Source organism: Pseudomonas sp. JL23 (assembly GCF_056933585.1).
This window is the reverse complement of the sequence record NZ_CM167795.1, coordinates 3124496-3143403: the sequence shown is the minus strand read 5'-3', so window position 1 is coordinate 3143403 and position 18908 is coordinate 3124496. Positions and strand designations below refer to the sequence as shown.

Annotated in this window: 17 protein-coding genes; 5 read left to right on the top strand and 12 right to left on the bottom strand. The window is 61.7% G+C overall.

The window, feature by feature from the left end:
• From AC1Z24_RS14705 to AC1Z24_RS14675, 7 genes are read right to left on the bottom strand one after another with little or no spacing between them, the layout of a single operon-like run.
• The gene (locus tag AC1Z24_RS14705; protein ID WP_483746270.1) at positions 1-837 is read right to left on the bottom strand and encodes an amino acid ABC transporter ATP-binding protein; all 837 of its coding nucleotides are present in this window, start codon (positions 835-837) and stop codon (positions 1-3) included.
• Positions 824-1612 (bottom strand): amino acid ABC transporter permease, encoded by a 789-nt coding sequence (locus AC1Z24_RS14700; protein ID WP_483746269.1) that lies wholly within the window; start codon positions 1610-1612, stop codon positions 824-826. Before AC1Z24_RS14700 ends, AC1Z24_RS14705 begins: the two co-directional genes overlap by 14 nt.
• Positions 1602-2336 carry an amino acid ABC transporter permease gene (locus tag AC1Z24_RS14695; protein ID WP_483746268.1) on the bottom strand — a complete coding sequence of 245 codons (735 nt, stop codon included), beginning with the start codon at positions 2334-2336 and terminating at the stop codon, positions 1602-1604. Before AC1Z24_RS14695 ends, AC1Z24_RS14700 begins: the two co-directional genes overlap by 11 nt.
• The gene (locus tag AC1Z24_RS14690) at positions 2333-3550 is read right to left on the bottom strand and encodes an aminotransferase class I/II-fold pyridoxal phosphate-dependent enzyme (RefSeq protein WP_483746267.1); all 1218 of its coding nucleotides are present in this window, start codon (positions 3548-3550) and stop codon (positions 2333-2335) included. Before AC1Z24_RS14690 ends, AC1Z24_RS14695 begins: the two co-directional genes overlap by 4 nt.
• Positions 3547-5100, bottom strand: coding sequence for an FAD-binding oxidoreductase (locus tag AC1Z24_RS14685; protein ID WP_483746266.1), 1554 nt, complete (start codon positions 5098-5100; stop codon positions 3547-3549). The genes AC1Z24_RS14690 and AC1Z24_RS14685 overlap by 4 nt, the downstream gene beginning before the upstream one ends.
• The gene (locus AC1Z24_RS14680; protein WP_483746265.1) at positions 5097-5936 is read right to left on the bottom strand and encodes a transporter substrate-binding domain-containing protein; all 840 of its coding nucleotides are present in this window, start codon (positions 5934-5936) and stop codon (positions 5097-5099) included. The genes AC1Z24_RS14685 and AC1Z24_RS14680 overlap by 4 nt, the downstream gene beginning before the upstream one ends.
• Before the next feature lie 34 nt (positions 5937-5970).
• Entirely contained in the window at positions 5971-6813 is an 843-nt protein-coding gene (locus tag AC1Z24_RS14675; RefSeq protein WP_483746264.1) for a transporter substrate-binding domain-containing protein, read from the bottom strand.
• Between the two features lie 244 nt (positions 6814-7057).
• Between AC1Z24_RS14675 and AC1Z24_RS14670 the strand changes: the two genes are divergently transcribed.
• Positions 7058-7930: a LysR substrate-binding domain-containing protein gene (locus tag AC1Z24_RS14670; RefSeq protein ID WP_483746263.1), complete on the top strand. Its 873-nt coding sequence runs from the start codon at positions 7058-7060 to the stop codon at positions 7928-7930.
• Between the two features lie 113 nt (positions 7931-8043).
• On the opposite strand, the gene AC1Z24_RS14665 is transcribed toward AC1Z24_RS14670, so the two are convergent.
• From AC1Z24_RS14665 to AC1Z24_RS14655, 3 genes are all read right to left on the bottom strand, one after another.
• On the bottom strand, positions 8044-9030 hold the full coding sequence (locus AC1Z24_RS14665) for a M14 family metallopeptidase (RefSeq protein WP_483746262.1): 987 nt from the start codon (positions 9028-9030) through the stop codon (positions 8044-8046).
• Between the two features lie 81 nt (positions 9031-9111).
• Positions 9112-10422: an MFS transporter gene (locus AC1Z24_RS14660; RefSeq protein WP_483746261.1), complete on the bottom strand. Its 1311-nt coding sequence runs from the start codon at positions 10420-10422 to the stop codon at positions 9112-9114.
• Between the two features lie 211 nt (positions 10423-10633).
• Positions 10634-11581, bottom strand: coding sequence for a LysR family transcriptional regulator (locus AC1Z24_RS14655; RefSeq protein WP_483746260.1), 948 nt, complete (start codon positions 11579-11581; stop codon positions 10634-10636).
• 192 nt (positions 11582-11773) lie between these two features.
• Here AC1Z24_RS14655 and AC1Z24_RS14650 point away from each other — a divergent pair, with 192 nt between their 5' ends.
• Positions 11774-12994 (top strand): putative DNA modification/repair radical SAM protein, encoded by a 1221-nt coding sequence (locus AC1Z24_RS14650; protein ID WP_483746259.1) that lies wholly within the window; start codon positions 11774-11776, stop codon positions 12992-12994.
• Positions 12991-13830 (top strand): TIGR03915 family putative DNA repair protein, encoded by an 840-nt coding sequence (locus AC1Z24_RS14645; RefSeq protein ID WP_483746258.1) that lies wholly within the window; start codon positions 12991-12993, stop codon positions 13828-13830. The genes AC1Z24_RS14650 and AC1Z24_RS14645 overlap by 4 nt, the downstream gene beginning before the upstream one ends.
• A gap of 120 nt (positions 13831-13950) precedes the next feature.
• On the opposite strand, the gene AC1Z24_RS14640 is transcribed toward AC1Z24_RS14645, so the two are convergent.
• The gene (locus tag AC1Z24_RS14640) at positions 13951-14955 is read right to left on the bottom strand and encodes a hypothetical protein (protein ID WP_483746257.1); all 1005 of its coding nucleotides are present in this window, start codon (positions 14953-14955) and stop codon (positions 13951-13953) included.
• Between the two features lie 554 nt (positions 14956-15509).
• Between AC1Z24_RS14640 and AC1Z24_RS14635 the strand changes: the two genes are divergently transcribed.
• Entirely contained in the window at positions 15510-17096 is a 1587-nt protein-coding gene (locus AC1Z24_RS14635; protein ID WP_483746256.1) for an aldehyde dehydrogenase (NADP(+)), read from the top strand.
• Positions 17097-17144: 48 nt separating this feature from the next.
• Here AC1Z24_RS14635 and AC1Z24_RS14630 read toward each other — a convergent pair whose 3' ends face one another.
• A complete protein-coding gene (locus tag AC1Z24_RS14630; protein WP_483746255.1) occupies positions 17145-17990 on the bottom strand; it encodes a PhzF family phenazine biosynthesis protein in 846 nt (281 codons plus the stop codon).
• Positions 17991-18216: 226 nt separating this feature from the next.
• Between AC1Z24_RS14630 and AC1Z24_RS14625 the strand changes: the two genes are divergently transcribed.
• Positions 18217-18846: a LysE family translocator gene (locus tag AC1Z24_RS14625; RefSeq protein ID WP_483746254.1), complete on the top strand. Its 630-nt coding sequence runs from the start codon at positions 18217-18219 to the stop codon at positions 18844-18846.
• The last annotated feature ends 62 nt before the right edge of the window (positions 18847-18908 follow it).

Below are 18908 nucleotides of genomic sequence, written 5' to 3'. Positions count from 1 at the left end.
TCATACGGAAAGGCTATACCGGCCAAGGTTGCCCAGCAGCCACGGATCATTGTTCTGCGGCGTACGGCGGCCGCTCTCGCCCAAGGCATGGCGCAGAAATGCCTGGGTCCGTTCGTTGCCCGGGCGCTGGAAAATATGCTCGGCGCTGCCGTGTTCGACGATGCGGCCGTTCTCGGTGAAGTACACGACGTCACTGACTTCCTCGGCAAACCGCATCTCATGGGTGACCAGTACGCAGGTCATGCCCTCTTCGGTCAGTTCGCGGATCACGGTCAGCACTTCGCCGACGGTTTCCGGGTCCAGGGCCGAGGTCACTTCGTCGAACAGCATCAGTTCCGGGCGCATCGCCAGGGCCCGGGCAATCGCCACCCGCTGTTGCTGGCCGCCGGACAATTGGCCCGGATAGGCATCGACCTTGTGCTCCATGCGCACCTTGGCCAGCAAGGCCCGAGCCTGTTGCTCGGCGGCATGGCGATCCAGACCAAGCACCTTGCGCGGCGCGATCACCAGGTTCTCCAGCACCGACAGATGGGGAAACAGGTTGTATTGCTGAAAGACAAAACCCACACGCTTGCGCAGTTCGATGCGCTCGGCTTCCCGGGTCAGCAGTTGCACCTGGGTATCGCCGACGCGGATCGTGCCGCGCTGGGGCGACAGCAGGCCGGTGATGCAACGCAGGATGGTGGACTTGCCCGAACCGGACGGGCCGATGATCGACACCGCCTGACCGCGCTGCACATCCAGATCGATGCCCTTGAGCACCGGATTGCTGCCGAACGACAAGTGAATATCGCGCAGGCTGATCAGGGGCGCGGCGCCGGTTTCAAGAGAAGGCATAACGGCGCTCCAGGTAATGAGTCAGGCGGGAAATCGGGTAGCAATAGGCGAAAAACAGCGCCAGCAGGCTGAAGTAGACGATCACTGTAAAGCCGGTCTGGTTCACGGTATTACTGGCGATCTGCGCGGTGTCGATCACATCGTGCACACCCACCAATGAAGCCAGGGCGGTGCCCATGGTCACAACGGCATAGAGGTTCATCCATGGCGGCAACATGCGCTTTAGGCACTGCGGCAGGATGATCGAGCGGAAAATCTGCCCGCGAGTGAAAGCCAGGGAGCGCGCCGCTTCCCACTGAGTGCTGGGGATCGAGGCGATGGCGCCGCGAAAGATCTCGGCGACGTTGGCACTGGCCGGCAGCGCCAGGCCCAGGGTCACCTTGAGCCAGTCGGGAAACGGGATATAGGTGTGACCGATAACGATCTCGAACGGGAACACGTAGGTGGTGAAGTAGATCAGCACCAGCCATGGCGCATTGCGAAACAGCTGCACCCATACTCGCGACGGCAACCGCACCAGCCACAGCGGCGACAGGCCCAGGGCACCGATCAACAGGCCCAGCAGCGAGCCGAGGGTAATGGCCAACAGACTGATCAGAATGTTTTGCGCAAAACCCGTTGCCAGTGCCGGCGACCATTGCACCAACGCCCTGAGTACCGGACTGCCGGGCGCAACGAAGGCCAGCCAGACAAGGGCGATGATCGCGATCAGCAACTTGCCGCCATGGCGGCGCGGCCAGCTCGGCACGGCTGTGGCAAGAGTATCAGTGGCCATAACCGGGCATCCTCAGGCGGGCTTCAAGGGCGCGACCCAGCAAATTGACGACAAAACTCAGCAGGCCGAAAAAGGTCAGGATCAGGATCATCAGTTCCAGCACGTTATCGCTCTGGGTCCAGATCATGATCGAGGCGTAAGTGATATCACCCACGGCAATGGCCGACGCCACGGCGGTCATCTTCACCAGATCGATCAGGTTATTGACCAGCGAGGGCAAGGCAAAACGCACCGCCAATGGCAACTGCACATTGAGCAGCAATTGGCGGCTGCTGAAGGCCAGGGAACTGGCGGCCTCCAGGGTCACCGCTGGCACCGCCTCAATACCGGCACGCAGGGCCTCGGCATGGAAGGCGCCCTTGTGCAGGGAAATCACGATCACCACCCAGGCAAACGGCGTCAGCGGATTGGCCGCGCCCACCGCTTGGGTCAGCAGCATATTCAGGACCAGGAAGGCGCAATACAACTGCACCAGGGTCGGCGTATTGCGCGTGACTTCGATAAACAGCCGCGCCGGTTTCGCCAGCCAGGGCTTGCCGGACGTCAGCAACGCCGCCAGGGCAAAGCCGGCCAACAGGCTGCCGATAATAGTGGCCAGGCACAGCCATAAAGTGGTTTTGGCGCCATCGATCAACGAGCCGCGCTGAAACGCATCCAGCAGGAAGTTGTAGTTCAGGCCGAACCCGGCAGCCCAGTGGACGAACGCCTGTAACCCTTGGGTCATTGCTCAGCCTCTGTGCGCAAGGCAGCGCAAGCCCTGGCAATCCGCTGCCCGGCTTCGATCACGCTGCTGGTGGCGGTGGCAATGGACAGGCGGAACCAGGGCGACAGGCCGTAGGCACTCCCGGCCACCCCAGCCACTCCCGACTGCAGCAGGTAATCCACTACATCGGCATCGCTGTCCAGGCGCTTGCCATCCGGGCGATAACGGCCCAGCAGCCCGGCGCAACGAACAAACACGAAGAAGCCGCCCTCGGGTTTCAATACCTCAAGGCCATCGACGCTGCTGAGGGTCTCGACCAACAGATCACGCCGTTGGTGATAGGCCGCGACCTGCTCCGGCAGAAAATCCAGCCCACCGGTAAAGGCCGCCAGGGCCGCCGCCTGCCCTACCGACGAAGCGCCGGAGGTGGATTGCGACTGCACCACGGTCATGGCGGTGGTCAGCTCTTTTGGTCCGGCACCGAAGCCGATGCGCCAGCCGGTCATGGCATAGGTCTTGGACACGCCACCGACCAACAGGCAACGCTCTTGCAGATCCGGCGCAACGTTGAGCAGGCTCAAGGCCGGGCGGCCGTCGAAACGAATGTGCTCGTACAGCTCATCCAGCAGCACCAGGACCTGGGGATGACGACGCAAGACGTCGGCGATGGCCTGCAACTCCGCTTCGCTGTACACCGCGCCGCTGGGGTTGCCGGGACCGTTGAGAATCAGCCAGCGCGTGCGCTCACCAATGGCTGCGTCCAATTGCGCGGCAGTCAGCTTGCAGCCCTGCTCTAGCTCGCAGCGGATAAACACCGGCTCGCCTCCGTTAAAGCGCACGCTGTCGGGGAACGACGGCCAGTACGGCACCGGCACCAGCACTTCGTCACCGTCATCCAGGGTCGCGGCGAAGGCATTGAAGATGATCTGCTTGGCGCCGTTGGCGATGACAATCGAGGGCAGCCCGTACTCCAGGCGATTTTCCTCCTTGAGCTTGCGTTGCACCGCTTCGCGCAGGGCTTTTACACCCGGCGTCGGCGTGTACTTGGTCGCGCCGGCGGCGATGGCGGCATAGGCCGCCTGCTTGATGTGCTCGGGGGTATCGAAATCCGGCTCGCCGGTGGTCAGGTCGAGAATATCGATCCCGGCGTCGCGCAGGGCCGTGGCCTGGGATTTGGCGGCGGCGTTGGCCGATAGCGAGACGCGCTGGACGCGTTTTGAAAGCTGAACGCTCATGCGTCTGTCCCTTCTGTCGAATTAAATGGCGTTGGAGCCAGGCTTGCCCGCGAAGAGGCCGGTACATCCGAAATATCTTTTGGACCTGAAACATCGTCTTCGCGGGCAAGCCTCGCTCCCACAGGGTCGGGCTCCGCTGTCGACAGCACCTTCCCCGGATTCAACAGATTCAAGGGATCCAGCGCCTGTTTGATCCGGCGCATCAGGTCCAGCTCCACTTCGCTCTTGTAGCGCGGCAGCATGGCCAGCTTGCGTTGGCCGATGCCGTGTTCGGCGCTGATCGAGCCGCCGTGAGCGTGGGCGCTGTCGTGAACCAGAGCGCTTAGAGCGGCGTAGTTGGCCATATGCGCGTCCACCGTTGAGCCGACGGGATGGGCAACGTTGTAATGCAGGTTGCCGTCGCCCAGGTGGCCGAAGGTGTAGTTGCGCACGCCGGGGAAATGTTCCTGCAACAGCGCGTCGGTATGGGCGACGAACTCGACGATGCGTGAGATCGGCACCGAGATATCGTGCTTCATATTGCGCCCGGCGCGGCGTTGCGCGTCGCTCATGTTCTCGCGCAACAGCCACAGGGCTTCGCTCTGGGCCAGGCTTTCGGCAATCAGCGCATCGGCCAGCAGACCGGCTTCAAACGCCTCGCCCAATACCTCTTCAAACGCCTGGCGGGCGTGTTCTTCGCCGTGGTTATCGGACAGTTCCAGCAGCGAAAACCAGGGCAGATCGGCCTTGGCAAAGGGCTGCGGGCCTTCGGGAAACTGTTCGCGCAGCAATGCCAGGCAATCGGCGCCAAGCAGTTCGAACGCGGTCAGACTGGCGCCGAAACCGCCACGGGCATGGGACAGGAAGCTCACCGCCTGGGCCAAAGAATCGAACGCCAGCAACGCCGTGGCTTGGGCCTTGGGCAGCGGGAACAGCTTGAGGGTCGCGGCGGTGATAATGCCCAGGGTGCCCTCGCTGCCGATATAAAGGTCGCGCAGGTCATAGCCAGTATTGTCCTTACGCAGACCGCGCAGGCCGTGCCAGATCTGTCCTTCAGCGGTGACCACTTCCAGGCCCAGAGTCAGCTCGCGGGTATTGCCATAACGCAGCACCGCCGTGCCCCCGGCATTGGTGCCCAGGTTGCCGCCGATGGTGCAACTGCCCTCTGCACCGAGGCTCAGGGGGAACAGACGCCCGGCCTGACGGGCGACGTCCTGAATGTTTTGCAAAATGCAGCCGGCTTCCACGGTCAGGGTGTCGTTATCGGTATCGACTTCACGTACCCGGTTCAGCCGATCCAGACGCAACAGCACGCTGCGCCCACTGGCATCCGGTGTCGCCGCGCCCATCAGGCCGGTATTGCCGCCCTGCACCACAATCGGCGCGCCATGTTCGCGACACAGGCGCACTGCAGCGGCGACCTGCTCGGTGTCCGCCGGGCGCACCACCGCAACGACCTCGCCGGTATAGCTGCCCTGTTTGTCGGTCAGATACTGGCTGGCCTCGCTGCCGGGCTGCGCATAGGCATCGCCCAGCAGCGCCTGCAAGGCCGCGAATAGCGGCTGACTCACGGCGTCACCGCCAGGGGTGCGGCATTCTTGAATTGCTCGTGCAACTGACGCAGGGCTGCCGAGGGTGCCATACCGGTATGCTCGCCTACCTGAATCAACCAGCCACTGCGGTGCCAGTCGCGGATGATCGCATCCAGACGCGCCTGGAAATCATGCTCGCCCTTGCGCACCCAGATCACCGATTTCGACGGGATCAGATCATCGGCCAGGGGAATCTCGAAGCCGGACCAGTCCGGATCATCCAACAGCGCATGCATGGTGGGGCTTACGTGAACCGCCGCCACGCAACCATTGCCTTTCAACGACAGCAGCGACTCGGACTGACTGCGGAACGCCTTGATCTGCGCGCCATAGACTTCCTGCAACGGCTTGATGAAGTTGCTGCCCTGTGACACGCAGACCGGCTTGCCCTTGAGGTCTTCCCACTTGGCGATGCCGGCGCCCTTGCGGATCAGCGCAGCGCCGCCGACTTCCTCATAAGGGGTCGGCACGTAATCGAGGATCTCGGCGCGCTCGTCGGTGTACTGCATGTTGGCGATCAGCAGATCGACCTTGCCCTGTTGCAGGAACTGCACGCGGTTGGGCGCCAATACCGAGACGGTCTCGACCTCGACACCCAGTTGCTTGGCAATGCCTTTGGCCAGTTCGACGTTGTAACCCAGATGCTCGCCGGTGGCCGGGTCAATGGTGCCGAACGGCGGGCCGCTGAGGATCACACCGATGCTGACTTTATGCCGCTGCTGGACCTTGTCCAGCGTGGCATCCGCCTGGGCCAGGCTGGCACACAGCAACAGGCCGAGGGCCGCCAGGGTCTTGCCGGAAAACAAAAGGTTCATACGTATTGCCTTATCAAAAACCACGAACGAGGGATCAGGCGCCAGTGGCCTGGAATTGCTTTTGCAACTCGACCAGGGCCGGGGATGCCGGGGTAATGTGATGGCGCTTTTCCGCCTCGATCAGCCAGCCGCTGCGATGCCAGTCCTTGACAATGGTGTCCAGGCGCGCCTGGGTATCGCTCTCGCCGAGACGGGTCCAGATCACCGACGGTGCGGGGTTCAGCTCCGGGCTAATGGCGCGGTAATCCTTCCACTCCCCAGCGGCGGCAATCAATGGATTGATCAGCGTGGCGTCGTGCACAGCGGCGACGCAGTTATTGCCACGCAGGGCCAGCAGGGATTCCGACGAGCTTTTAAAAGCCTTCAGTTCAGCGCCGAACTCGCTCAGGGGTTTGACATAGCTGCTGCCCTGGGAGGTGCACACCGGCTGGCCCTTGAGGTCCTGCCAGGTATGAATCGAACTGTCCTTGAGCACCGCCGCCGTGCCGCCCACGCGGTAGAACGGCGTCGGCACCGAGCCGAGAATCTGCCCGCGTTCCGGGGTCCACTCCATGTTGGCAATCAGCAGATCGACCTTGCCCTGTTGCAGGAATTGCACGCGGTTGGCGGGCAATACCGGCACCAGTTCGACTTCGGCCTGCAGGCGACGACCGAGGTCTTCGGCCATATCGACATTCATCCCGGTGGCTTTTTGCGTCGCCGGGTCGATGGAGCCGAACGGCCCGCCCGACAGCAGCACCCCCACCACCAGACGATGGCGATCCTGAATCTTGTCCAGGGTGGCATCGGCCTGCACCACGCCGCTGACGGTCAGAGAAATCAGGCTACCCAGTACAGTGGGTAACCAGCGCGAAGCGAGCGAGTGAGCAGTTGGCATTCATCATTCCCCAAAACAGCGATCGGCGTACCCCGACCTGATGGCTGGGCATCCTAGGGGCTGACGTGGGGGGAACGGAAATTCAAATATCAAATATGGTTATAACTTTCTGATCAAAAAAATCTTTCGAGAAAGAAATGCCCAGCATTTACGGGATACTCATCTACACAACGAAAGAAAGGCTTTCCATTTACATAAAAGATCGTAATGTATTGCGCTATCGTCCTGATATGACCGCCCTGCCATGACCGACTCCCTGCACGTCACCTCGACCCTGGACCTGGAACTGCTGCGCACCTTTGTCGCCGTGGCCGACCATCCCAGTTTTGCCGAGGCCGGCCTGCATCTGGCTCGCACTCAGTCGTCGGTGACCCAACATATGCAGCGCCTGGAACAACAGGTGGGCGTCGGCCTGTTTCACAAACAGGGACGGCAAAAACAGCTCACCGAACCGGGCCGTCAATTGCTGCGCCATGCCCGGCAAATGCTTTCGCTGAATGACGATGCGCTCAATTCACTGCGCGAAAGCAGCCTCAGCGGCGTACTGCGCATCGGCTCGCCCCACGACATCGCCGACACCATCCTGCCGCCGATTCTCAGCCGCATCGCCCTCTCGGCACCGCGCCTGCGCCTGGAAATCGACGTCGGTCGCAGCCCGTTCCTGATGGAGGACCTGCACCGGGGCAAGGTAGACATGGTGATTTCCACCCGCGAAGACCCGCTGCTCGAAGGCTTCGCCCTGCGCACTTCGCCGGTCTGGTGGATTTGTGCGGCGCAGTACATCCATGTACCTGGGGAGCCCCTGCCGCTGATTCTGGTGGATGAGCCGAGTATCTATCGCCGTTATGCCCTGGAGGCCCTGGAACGGGCCAATATTCCCTGGCGCCAGGCCTACCTGGCGTCGAACCTGATCGGCATCAAGGCCGCCACCCGCGCCGGGCTCGGCGTCACACCGCGAAGCATGGAAATGCTCGGCCCGGACATGCGCGTACTGGGGGAAAACGACGGCCTGCCGCGGCTGCCGGATGTGACCTATCACCTGTGGATCCGGCCCAATACGGTCAACCCGTTGGCCCGTCGGGCCTATGAGTTGATTCGTGGCAGTCATGGTTTTTAACAGCCCCTGCCCCTGTAGGAGCGAGGCTTGCCCGCGAACCGGTCGCTGCGGTTGATCAGTTACACCGCGTTATCGTTCTTCGCGGGCAAGCCTCGCTCCCACACCAGTCACAGCTACTGAGAATTCAACACCTTCGCCAACCGCACCACCGTCACCCCAGGCCCCAGGTGCCGCAAGGACGGTTGCACCAGCACACAGTTGTCATAAGGCGTCACGATCGGCTCGCCGCCGTCGTAGGCAATCACCGTCCCGGCGCGTTCAATCAGTTCCAGGCCGCGATAATCATCAACAAAGATGAAGTCCATGGTCCGGGCAACCACCGGCTCGGTCACTTCGAGGAAACGCTGGCGTGCGGGCGCAGTACCTGTGATGAACTGCGCCACATCGGCTTCCTCGACCACCTTGGTCATCACCAGGAAACGCGCAGCGGTATCAAGGGCCACTTTCACGCTGACTTTGGAAAAGTGCTGGCCGGTCTCAATCAGCAAGGCGTTGCGACCACTGGCGGCGTCGTTGAAGCCGCCGTAGTCGCGCATGCGGCGGCCATTGGCGTGGCCGGCGTCGACGATCACGGTTTCCGGCACGCCGAGGGCGGCAGCAAACGCCCGACCCTTGCTGCGCGCGCCGCACATCATCACCGGCGGCGCTTCTTCGTGCATCGAGTGGATATCCAGCAGCAGGTCGACGCTATCGATCAACGGCCGCAGCAGGCGGGCCCGGCGCAGCTCCACCGAGGTCTGTTCGCCGTCGAGCTTCTCCGGCAGCCAGACGCGGTTCATGTCTTCATCAAGATAACGGGTGGCGTCGATATTCTGTGGATCGAAGCTGTGATAGGCCTCGACGTTGCCGAAGCCCAGGCTCAGGCGACCGCGACGTGGGCGCAGGCCGGCACGCAGCATGGCGTCAACGGTGATGGCACCGCTGACTTCGTTGCCATGGGTCAGGGCCATGATCATCACATGCGGCCCGGCCACGCCGCTGTCGAAGCTGTACACATACTCGATGCCGTCATTGCCCTCCTGCCATTGGCGGATATCGGGAAATTCCACCTCAACCGGATAGGGTTTCAACGCAGCGCGAACTTGTTCCAGAGTTTTCATGAGTATTCTCCAACGGGCAGTAACAGGCATCCACACCAGCGCCTGTGAGGCGCGGCAGATGCAAAACTTGAAAAGAGGAAATCAGTGCTGCGGGGCGTGACGCATGCGCCGGCCCAGGCAGATCACGGCAATCACGCTGATCAGCGCAGTGACCATCACGTAGAAACTCGGCGCCAGCTTGCTGCCGGTGGCTTCGATCATCCAGGTCACGATCAGCGGGGCAAAACCGCCGAACAGGGTGACCGAGAAGTTGTAACTCAGCGCCAGGCCTGTGCCGCGAATGCTTGTCGGGAAGATATCGGCAAGCATCGCCGGGATCGGCCCCAGACAGGCGGCGATCAGGATGCCGACGATGGCCTGGACCAGCAGCAAGGTAGTCACCGACGGGTAGATATTGAGCAACACGAACATCGGATAGGACGACAACCCGGTGATCAGCAATGCAATGGTCAGCACCCGGAAACGGCCGTAACGGTCGGACAGCGTGCCGAATACCGGGGCCATGACCATCAACGTCAGACCCGTGACCAGCGCACCGAGGTAGGACGACGTCGCAGCAATGTTCAGTTGCTTGAGGGCGTAGGTCGGCATGTACAGCTTGTGCACGTAGTTGAACGCGGTGGCACCGGCGACCACGCCAATGGCCAGCAGCAGGCTGACATGGCCCTTGATCAAGACATCACGCAGCGGGGTTTTCTTCGGCGCGTCGGCCTGGATCTTCTGGAAGTCCGGGGTCTCGTCGATCTGGCTGCGAATATAGAAACCCACCGGGCCGATCAGCAGGCCGACACCGAACGCCACGCGCCAGCCCCAGTCATTGAGCTGCACGTCGCTGAGCACATAGCTGAGCAAGGCGCTGACCCCGGCTGCCAGCACAGTCGCCAGGCCTTGGGTCGACAACTGCCAACTGGCGAAGAAGCCGCGCTTTTTCGCATCGGCATGCTCGACCATAAAAGCCGTCGCCGCGCCAAACTCGCCACCGGTGGAGAAACCCTGGAGCATCCGCGCGACGATGATCAGCAGCGGCGCTGCCAGGCCGATCTGTTGGTAGGACGGTGTAAAGGTGATCATCGCCGTGCCGATCATCATGATCAGAATCGACAGGGTCAGGGACGCCTTGCGCCCGGCCTTGTCGGCGTAGGAGCCGAGGACGATGGCACCCAGCGGGCGCATCAGAAAGGAAATGCCGAACGACCCGACACTGAGCAACAGCGAGGTAGTTTCGTTGTCGCTGGGGAAAAACAGTTTGCCGATGACCACGGCAAAATAGCCATAGATCAACAGGTCATAAAATTCGAGGGCGTTGCCGATACTCGCGGCAACGATTTCCTTCCAGGGTCCGCGTCGGGAGGACACGTGTGCCGTGTTGGCGGCGGTGGATTGCACTGTCATGGTTGGCCCCATTTTCTTCACGGTTTCGGCTGCCATCGTCAGTGGCGACGGCGTTGTTTTTATCAGTGAGTGGTTGAGCGCAAGCGCCTTCAACCTGGGAGCAAAGTGCTATACGAGCGGGGGTCAGGACAATTGCCGATTCAGCACAACCCCGAGCCTTTTCGGCACAGCACGCAGCGCAAAGGGCTTTTAACAGGAGAAAAACAGCAGATTATTTTGCCAGGGCCCCATCCTGGTGCAGGGATGACAGGCCATTCCAGATGCTCATCAACGGTTCGCTCTGGTTGGAGCGCAGCCGATGCAGGGAAATGTCAAAGCCGATGATCAGCTCCGGGCCCCCGGCAATCACCAGTTCACCCGAGGCCAGAGAGTCCTTGACCACCATGCGCGGCAGCCAGGCCAGGCCATTGCCGCGCTGGGCCATGCGCTCGATGGCATCGTAGGAGTCGGCCTGATACGTCATGCGCAGGGCCAGGCGCTGGGGCAACCGGGCCAGGTGCTGGGCGAGCACGCCGCGCAGGGCCAGGGTCGGGGAAAACGCCAACCAGGGGATGGTCGAGGCCGAGGATTCGGCGTCGATGCGGAACTGCGGCTCGCCCTTTTCATTGGGCGCGCTGACGGGCAGCAGCTCTTCCCTGGCCAGGACCAGGGTGTCACAGCGCTCGGGGTCGACGAGGATCTGGGTTAGCGGGCTGGAGAAGATCAGCAGCACATCCACATCCCCGGCCGACAGCCGCGTGATGGCCTCCTGGGAGCCACTGGTGACAATGGAAACCGGAAAATGGCCAAAGGTTTCCTTCAGCGAGGCGTACCAGTCCGGGAAGAACGCCGTCGCCAGGGTGCGGCCGGTAGCAATGCGCAACGGTGCGTCACGATTGATCCCCATACCCTGGAACTGCGCACGGGCCGCACCAAGCAAGGCGATGGACTGGCTGGCCGCATCGAGAAACAGCAACCCCGCAGGCGTCAGGGCCAGGGGTTGCTTGCGCTCGATCAGCGGCACACCCACCCAATCCTCCAGCGCCTTGATCCGCCGGCCGAACGCAGGATGAGTCACATAGCGGTTCTCCGCGGCCCGCGACAGGCTGCGGGTACGCGCCAGTTCGATAAAATCTTCGAGCCATTCCAGTTGCAAGGTAAACCCCTTAAAAACGTACATTCCAAAGTCTTGCGCCATCCTGTGGGACCGGCTTCAGCCGGGAAGGCGCATTCCCGGCTAAAGCCGGTCCCACAGAATGCACAGCGGTAACACATGCGCTCTGCCTGCGGCTTTCGTGCCACTGGGCAGATTGCCGCTTGTACAATCCCCCATCACTCGATACTGTACATAAAAACAGTATCGGAGTATTTCATGGAGCTGATCGACAAGCTCAGCATCCTCGCGGACGCCGCCAAGTATGACGCGTCCTGCGCCAGCAGCGGCGCGCCCAAGCGCAGTTCCGAGGGCAAGGGTGGGCTGGGCTCGACCAATGGCATGGGCATCTGCCACAGCTATACCCCCGATGGCCGCTGTGTCTCGCTGCTGAAAATCCTGCTGACCAATTTCTGTCTTTACGACTGCCAATACTGCGTCAACCGCCGCTCCAGTGATGTGCCCCGGGCGCGTTTCAGTCCCGAAGAGGTCGTGACCCTGACGCTGGATTTCTACCGGCGCAACTGCGTCAGCGGGCTGTTTCTCAGCTCCGGGATCATCCGCAGCGCCGACTACACCATGGAGCAACTGATTCGCGTGGCCAAATTGCTACGCGAGGAGCATCAGTTTCGCGGCTATATCCACCTCAAGACCATCCCCGAAGCCGATCCCCTGCTGATCGAGGAAGCCGGGCGCTATGCCGACCGCCTCAGCGTCAATATCGAGCTGCCCACCGATGCCGGCCTGCAGACTCTGGCTCCGGAAAAAGACGTGGTATCGATCAAGCAGGCCATGCAGACCATTCATGTCGGTGAACAGACGGTGCGCAACGAACCGCGCGCGCCGCGCTTCGCCCCGGCCGGGCAGAGTACACAGATGATCGTCGGCGCCGATGCCACCGACGACAGCACCATCCTCCATAGCGCCGAAGCGTTATACGGCAATTTCGGCCTGCGCCGGGTCTATTATTCGGCCTTCAGCCCGATCCCCAACAGCCCGAAAAGCGTACCCCTGGCCGCCCCGCCGCTGATGCGCGAGCACCGTCTTTATCAGGCCGATTTTCTCCTGCGCAGCTACGGCTACCGCGCCAGCGAGCTGCTGCAAGGCCCCGGCGACCTGGCTCTGGATATCGACCCCAAGCTGGCCTGGGCCCTGGACAATCGCCAGGTGTTCCCTCTGGATCTCAACCGCGCCGAAGCGACCCTGATTGCGCGCATCCCTGGTATCGGCCTGCGCACCACTCAGCGGCTGATCGAACTGCGTCGCCAGCGCAAGATCCGCTATGAAGACCTGACCCGCATGCGCTGTGTGCTGATCAAGGCCCGGCCCTTCATCATCACCAGCGACTATCACCCGCCGCTCGCCGAAACCAGCAGCGCGATCCTTCACGGGCAACTGCGCGACAAACCGCAACCGCAGCAGATGGGCCTGTGGGGATGATCAGCCTGGACTGCGACGACCTGTTCGACACCTGGCGTCAGCAGGCACGCTGGTTGCTCAGCCATGAGATCGATCCGAGCCAGGTCAGTTGGGCCGGGCAACAGGACGCCGATCTGTTTGCCAGTGAAACGCCCAGCCTCGAGCAGCCCGGCCCCTTTCAGGCACGCATCCCCCTGGCGTTGCTGGACCTGCTGAAAAACGCCGCCTGCTATCGCGGTGATCAGCGCTGGAGCCTGTTGTACGAGGTGTTGTGGCGGGTCAGTCATGGCGATCGCACGGCGATGATGGCCGGTGACAAGCTCGGCAGCGAACTGCATCGACGGCTGAAAAGTATTAGCCGTGAAGCTCATCACCTGCACGCGTTCGCGCGCTTTGTCGAATTGCCAGCGAGTGAGCCGCAAGACCGCACACGCCCGCAATACGTGGCGTGGCACGAACCTGCCCATGACATCTTGCAGAGTGCCAGCGAACATTTTGTCGGGCGCATGGGACGTCATCGCTGGCTGATTGCGACGCCGGAAGACGGGGTGTACTACGACGGCGAGAAGCTGCTGTATCACCGTCAGTGCCCCGCGCCGTGGCAGCAACTGGCGCAGAACGCCGACGATCCCCACGGCAATCTGTGGCTGGCCTACTACAGCCATATCTTCAACCCGGCCCGGCTGAACGAAAAAGTCATGCAGGGCCATCTGCCTGCACGCTTCTGGAAGAACCTGCCCGAAGGCCCGCTGATCCCGGCCCTGATCAGCGAAGCCCGCACCGGCAAACAGCGCGACGGCCAGGCCAGCCAGATTGCAGCACGGCCAGGGAAGCGGATTGGTGGGGAGAGGAAATGAATAAGGGGAGCACCTGGCTCCCCTTCTATCCTGCCCGGTTCTTCTCAGATGTAGCTGAACCCACTGAATAAACGCAGGTTCCACATTGGTTAGTTACGCCAGCGAGATATCAGCGTTTCCCTATTGGCTGTCACCCGGATTGAATTCATCCGAACTGTACAACGTTGCCACCGAGTCAGAACCGACACCGCCGTGGCGACCCAGCGCTGCCAGGCGTCCTGCGCCAACATGATCAGTGCCATCTGCGGCGACTCTTGAGGCATTCGTGTGATCCGAGCCATCGGAAGCTACTTTCGCTGCGCCCACATGATCCGAACCGTCAGCCGCCACTCGGGATGCGTTGGTATGATCCGAGCCGTCGGAAGCCACTTTGGCTGCGCCTACGCGATCCGCACCGTCAGACGCCACTTTCGCAGCGCCAACACGATCTGCACCATCAGACGCCACTTTCGCTGCACCTACCCGATCCGCGCCGTCAGACGCTACTTTCGCAGCACCAACACGATCTGCACCATCAGACGCCACTTTCGCTGCACCTACCCGATCCGCGCCGTCAGACGCCACTTTCGCTGCACCTACCCGATCTGCACCATCAGACGCCACTTTCGCCGCACCAACACGATCTGCACCATCAGACGCCACTTTCGCCGCACCAACACGATCTGCACCATCAGACGCCACTTTCGCCGCACCAACACGATCTGCACCGTCTGCTGCTACTTTCGCTGCACCAACACGATCTGCACCATCTGCCGCTACCTTCGCTGCGCCAACACGATCTGCGCCATCTGCTGCTACTTTCGCTGCGCCGACACGATCTGCGCCATCTGCCGCTACCTTCGCTGCGCCAACACGATCTGCGCCATCTGCCGCTACCTTCGCTGCGCCGACACGATCTGCACCGTCTGCTGCTACTTTCGCTGCACCGACGTGATCTGTGCCATCCGCAGCGACTTTTGCTGCATTGGTATGATCCGATCCATCCGAAGCAACCGCGGTGCGCGCCGCCTTGGTGTTCGCAGCGACCTTGGCAGGCTCGTCGGCCACGGCGCTGGTGGTTATCAATGCGGTGCCATGCAGCACTGCAAGGGCGAGGGCAATTCTGGAAAAAGCCTTATATTTCATGATCGTACTCCAAGAACGCATGTCATTGAGTCATCCAGAGCAACTTGCAACCAGAGACAATGGCAATTGATTGAACGGATTCAAAGTTTATTAAACAACTTCAACTGCAAACTAACGCACCAGAGTGAGGCGTCCATGACAGGCGCTTTTTCAGAGGTACGGCAAGTATAGGGCCAATACCAAAAGTAACTTTACAACGGTAGGAACAGTAGACCCGAAGCGCCGTTCGGCGGTAATTGTACGAAGGTATAGAAAAACAATACGGATGATTTTAAGCGCTGAAAAATGGAGCACAAGCGACTTGATTCGGCTGGCGGGCAACGCTGAAGCCCTCTGGAACGCGACTCGCGCGCACGGACCTGTAGGAGCTGCCGAAGGCTGCGAATCGGAGCTGGCTGATATATCGCTTCGCAGCCTTCGGCAGCGCCTACAAATCGTATTTCAATTCAGCTAGTTGCACCTTATTTTTAAAAACTGAATAACCCTGTCCATGCATTCTTCAACTAAATGATCTACCTTCCTAAGCCATCATCCCGCTCGCAATGGAGCCCCCCATGACTGTTCTTCTCGGACACAACTTCATCAACGGTGGTCGCAGCGCCCACGGCAGCGTCAGCCTGCAAAGCCTGGATGCCACCACCGGCGAGGCGCTGCCGCTATCCTTTATGGAAGCGACCCGCGACGAGGTGGACGCCGCCGCCGTGGCCGCAGGCAATGCTTACCCTGCCTATCGCCTGACCAGTGCCGCGCAACGGGCGCTGTTTCTCGACGCAATCGCCGATGAACTGGACGCTCTGGGCGACGAGTTTATTGCCATGGTCTGTCGCGAAACTGCCCTACCCGCTCCGCGGATCCAGGCCGAACGAGCTCGCACCAGCGGGCAGATGCGCTTGTTTGCCAGCGTCATGCGCCGCGGTGACTTCTACGGTGCGCGTATCGATCGCGCCTTGCCCGACCGCCAGCCACTGCCGCGCCTGGACATGCGTCAATACCACATTGGCCTCGGCCCGGTAGCAGTGTTTGGCGCCAGTAACTTTCCCCTGGCGTTCTCCACGGCAGGCGGGGACACCGCAGCGGCGCTGGCGGCTGGCTGCCCGGTGGTGTTCAAGGCGCATCCAGGGCATATGGCGACCGCCGAATGGGCGGCACTGGCGATTATCCGCGCCGCCGAACGCACGGGCATGCCGGCCGGGGTCTTCAACATGATCTACGGCGGCAGCGTAGGCGCCTGGCTGGTGCAGCACCCGGCGATCAAGGCCGTGGGCTTTACCGGCTCATTGCGCGGCGGTCGTGCCCTGTGCGACATGGCCGCCGCACGTCCGGAACCTATCCCGGTCTTTGCTGAAATGTCGAGCATCAACCCCATGCTGATGCTGCCCGAGGCGCTCAAGGTGCGCGGCGAAAAAATCGCCGCCGAACTGGCGGCTTCGGTGGTACTCGGCGGCGGCCAGTTCTGCACCAAGCCGGGCCTGGTGCTGGGCATTCGTTCGCCAGAGTTCAGTCACTTTCTCGACAAACTGGCCAGCCTGATCGACAACCATGCCCCTCACACCCTGCTCAACGCGGGCGGCCTGTGCAACTTCGCCGACGGTCTCAAACGCCTGGCCGATCACCCCGGCCTGCATCATCGCGGCGGACAATCCCAGCAAGGCGGCCAGGCCTTTGCCCAGGTGTACGAAGCCGATGTCGAGCTGCTGCTCAATGGCGACGAACTGCTGCAACATGAAGTTTTCGGCCCGATGCTGGTCGTCGTCACTGTGGCCGACAGCAGCCAACTGCAGGCCGCTGTACAAAGCCTGCAAGGCCAGTTGACTGCTTCGCTGATCGCCGAGCCAGCTGACTTGCAAGCCTTTGCCCATCTGGTGCCACTGCTGGAACACAAGGCCGGGCGCCTGTTGGTCAACAGCTACCCGACGGGCGTCGAAGTCTGCGATGCCATGGTCCACGGCGGCCCCTATCCGGCCACTTCCGACGCCCGTGGCACCTCTGTAGGCACCCTGGCGATCAACCGTTTCATGCGGCCGATCTGCTTCCAGAACTATCCGGACTCGCTACTGCCCGACGCGCTGAAAGACGCCAACCCGCTGGGTATCTCACGCCTGGTCGATGGCGCTGCCAGCCGTGAGACGCTGATTCGCTGACGACGCAGACAGCGGCGATTTGTCACCGATCAGCAGATCGCCGCCTGCCTACAACGACACGCTACCGTCGACACAGGTGACCACCGCCCCGCCCACCCAGATATCCTGAGCCGAACGCTGAATATGCACACGGCCCTGAAGCCCCATGGCAGTCCCCTGACTGACGACGAAACTGTCCGGCGCCAGACCTTCACTCAGCAGCCACTGGGCAATGCCCGCGTTCAGGCTGCCGGTCACCGGATCCTCGGGCATGCCGTCGCCGGGGATAAAGGCGCGAACTTCGAACTGCGCATCAGGGCCATCACGTTGTGCGTCCCAGGGCGCGAATACGCCAATCGCCAAACCTTGCGGCAGTGCCGCATAGTCAGGCTGCAAGGCCAGCGCTGCCGCGCGGTCTTTCAGCCTGAGGGCCAGCCAGCCGGCGCCATTGTCGACCCAGCGGGCGTCCATCAGCGCGTCGGGCATCAGACCCAGACCGGGCAGGATTTGCCCAAGCAGTTGAGCCTCGACCGCCTCGAAACGCAGCAGTGGCGGCGCGGTAAAGGCCAGCTGCGTGCCGTCGCGGCGAATGCGTACCAGACCGATACCGCATTGCTGAATGATCTCTTTGCCCTTTGGCACGCCGCCGTGTTCCAGCCAGGCATGGCAACTGCCCAGGGTCGGATGCCCGGCGAAGGGTAATTCAGTCAGGGTGGTAAAGATCCGCACGCGGTAATCGGCGCGCGGGTCAGTGGGTTCAAGCAGGAAAGTGGTTTCGCTGAGGTTGGTCCAGCGAGCAAAAGCGGCCATGCGCGCGTCATCCAGTTCATCCGCTGCAAGCACCACGGCCAGAGGATTGCCAAGCAGAGGCTGATCGCTGAACACATCGACCTGTTTGAAGGGAAGCTGACGCATGAGGTTGGCCTGTGCTGAACATAAAGCGGCAAGCTTCCAGCATTGAGCTACAAGCCACAAGCTTCTAGCTTCTAGCTTCTAGCTTCTAGCTTCTAGCTTCTAGCTTGCAGCTTGAGGCTGGCATGCAGCTCTCAACCAAGTGTTGCGCAACTTTAGCGCCTGACTGTAATGCCGGGTTGTCCCGGCGATGCGCTACTGTCGACGCCTGCCCTTTGAGGAGACTGTCATGCTCGATCTCCAGACCCTGCTGCTGTTTACCGGCGCCGTGATGCTGCTGTTGATTTCCCCCGGACCGAGCATGGCGTTCGTGCTCAGCCATGGTTTCAGTTGCGGCTGGCGCGGCGGTATGGCGGCGGCATGCGGGATTGCTGTGGCGGATCTGATGTTGACCGTGCTGACGGCGACCGGCGTCACCGGCCTGGTGGCGGCATGGCCGCCGTCCTTCGATATCATTCGCTACAGCGGCGCGCTCTATCTGCTGTGGATGGCGTGGAAGGCCCTGGGCAGCCGCAGCCCTGGCCAGGCAACCGCAGGCGAACGCCTGGCCCTGACGACGGTCTTTACCCGAGCCATGTTCAATAGCCTGCTTAATCCCAAGGCGCTGTTGTTCTTTCTGGTTTTCCTGCCGCAATTCGTCGTGCCGGAAAAGGGCCATATCGCCGAGCAGATCATGCTCCTCGGCGCAATACTGACGTTGCTGGCCTGGACGTTTCATGCGCTGCTGGGGGCGTTTGGCGGAGTGTTTCAGCGCTTACTGAGCGGTAACGGGCGCTTCTCCCGGCTGCAACCGCGTGTGCTGGCCAGTGTATTGGCGCTATTGGCATTGCGCCTGGCAGTGATGAATCGTCCGGCGTGACACCCGCTGCCTGATGTGGGACCGGCCTTGATCAAGGCACGGACCCTTTCCCGGCTAAAGCC

Excerpts from the sequence above, each read along its gene's own strand:
- AC1Z24_RS14705 (WP_483746270.1), bottom strand. The coding sequence starts at position 837 with ATGCCTTCTCTTGAAACCGGCGCCGCGCCCCTGATCAGCCTGCGCGAT.
- AC1Z24_RS14700 (WP_483746269.1), bottom strand. The coding sequence starts at position 1,612 with ATGGCCACTGATACTCTTGCCACAGCCGTGCCGAGCTGGCCGCGCCGC.
- AC1Z24_RS14695 (WP_483746268.1), bottom strand. The coding sequence starts at position 2,336 with ATGACCCAAGGGTTACAGGCGTTCGTCCACTGGGCTGCCGGGTTCGGC.
- AC1Z24_RS14690 (WP_483746267.1), bottom strand. The coding sequence starts at position 3,550 with ATGAGCGTTCAGCTTTCAAAACGCGTCCAGCGCGTCTCGCTATCGGCC.
- AC1Z24_RS14680 (WP_483746265.1), bottom strand. The coding sequence starts at position 5,936 with ATGAACCTTTTGTTTTCCGGCAAGACCCTGGCGGCCCTCGGCCTGTTG.
- AC1Z24_RS14675 (WP_483746264.1), bottom strand. The coding sequence starts at position 6,813 with ATGCCAACTGCTCACTCGCTCGCTTCGCGCTGGTTACCCACTGTACTG.
- AC1Z24_RS14670 (WP_483746263.1), top strand. The coding sequence starts at position 7,058 with ATGACCGACTCCCTGCACGTCACCTCGACCCTGGACCTGGAACTGCTG.
- AC1Z24_RS14665 (WP_483746262.1), bottom strand. The coding sequence starts at position 9,030 with ATGAAAACTCTGGAACAAGTTCGCGCTGCGTTGAAACCCTATCCGGTT.
- AC1Z24_RS14660 (WP_483746261.1), bottom strand. The coding sequence starts at position 10,422 with ATGACAGTGCAATCCACCGCCGCCAACACGGCACACGTGTCCTCCCGA.
- AC1Z24_RS14655 (WP_483746260.1), bottom strand. The coding sequence starts at position 11,581 with ATGTACGTTTTTAAGGGGTTTACCTTGCAACTGGAATGGCTCGAAGAT.
- AC1Z24_RS14650 (WP_483746259.1), top strand. The coding sequence starts at position 11,774 with ATGGAGCTGATCGACAAGCTCAGCATCCTCGCGGACGCCGCCAAGTAT.
- AC1Z24_RS14645 (WP_483746258.1), top strand. The coding sequence starts at position 12,991 with ATGATCAGCCTGGACTGCGACGACCTGTTCGACACCTGGCGTCAGCAG.
- AC1Z24_RS14640 (WP_483746257.1), bottom strand. The coding sequence starts at position 14,955 with ATGAAATATAAGGCTTTTTCCAGAATTGCCCTCGCCCTTGCAGTGCTG.
- AC1Z24_RS14635 (WP_483746256.1), top strand. The coding sequence starts at position 15,510 with ATGACTGTTCTTCTCGGACACAACTTCATCAACGGTGGTCGCAGCGCC.
- AC1Z24_RS14630 (WP_483746255.1), bottom strand. The coding sequence starts at position 17,990 with ATGCGTCAGCTTCCCTTCAAACAGGTCGATGTGTTCAGCGATCAGCCT.
- AC1Z24_RS14625 (WP_483746254.1), top strand. The coding sequence starts at position 18,217 with ATGCTCGATCTCCAGACCCTGCTGCTGTTTACCGGCGCCGTGATGCTG.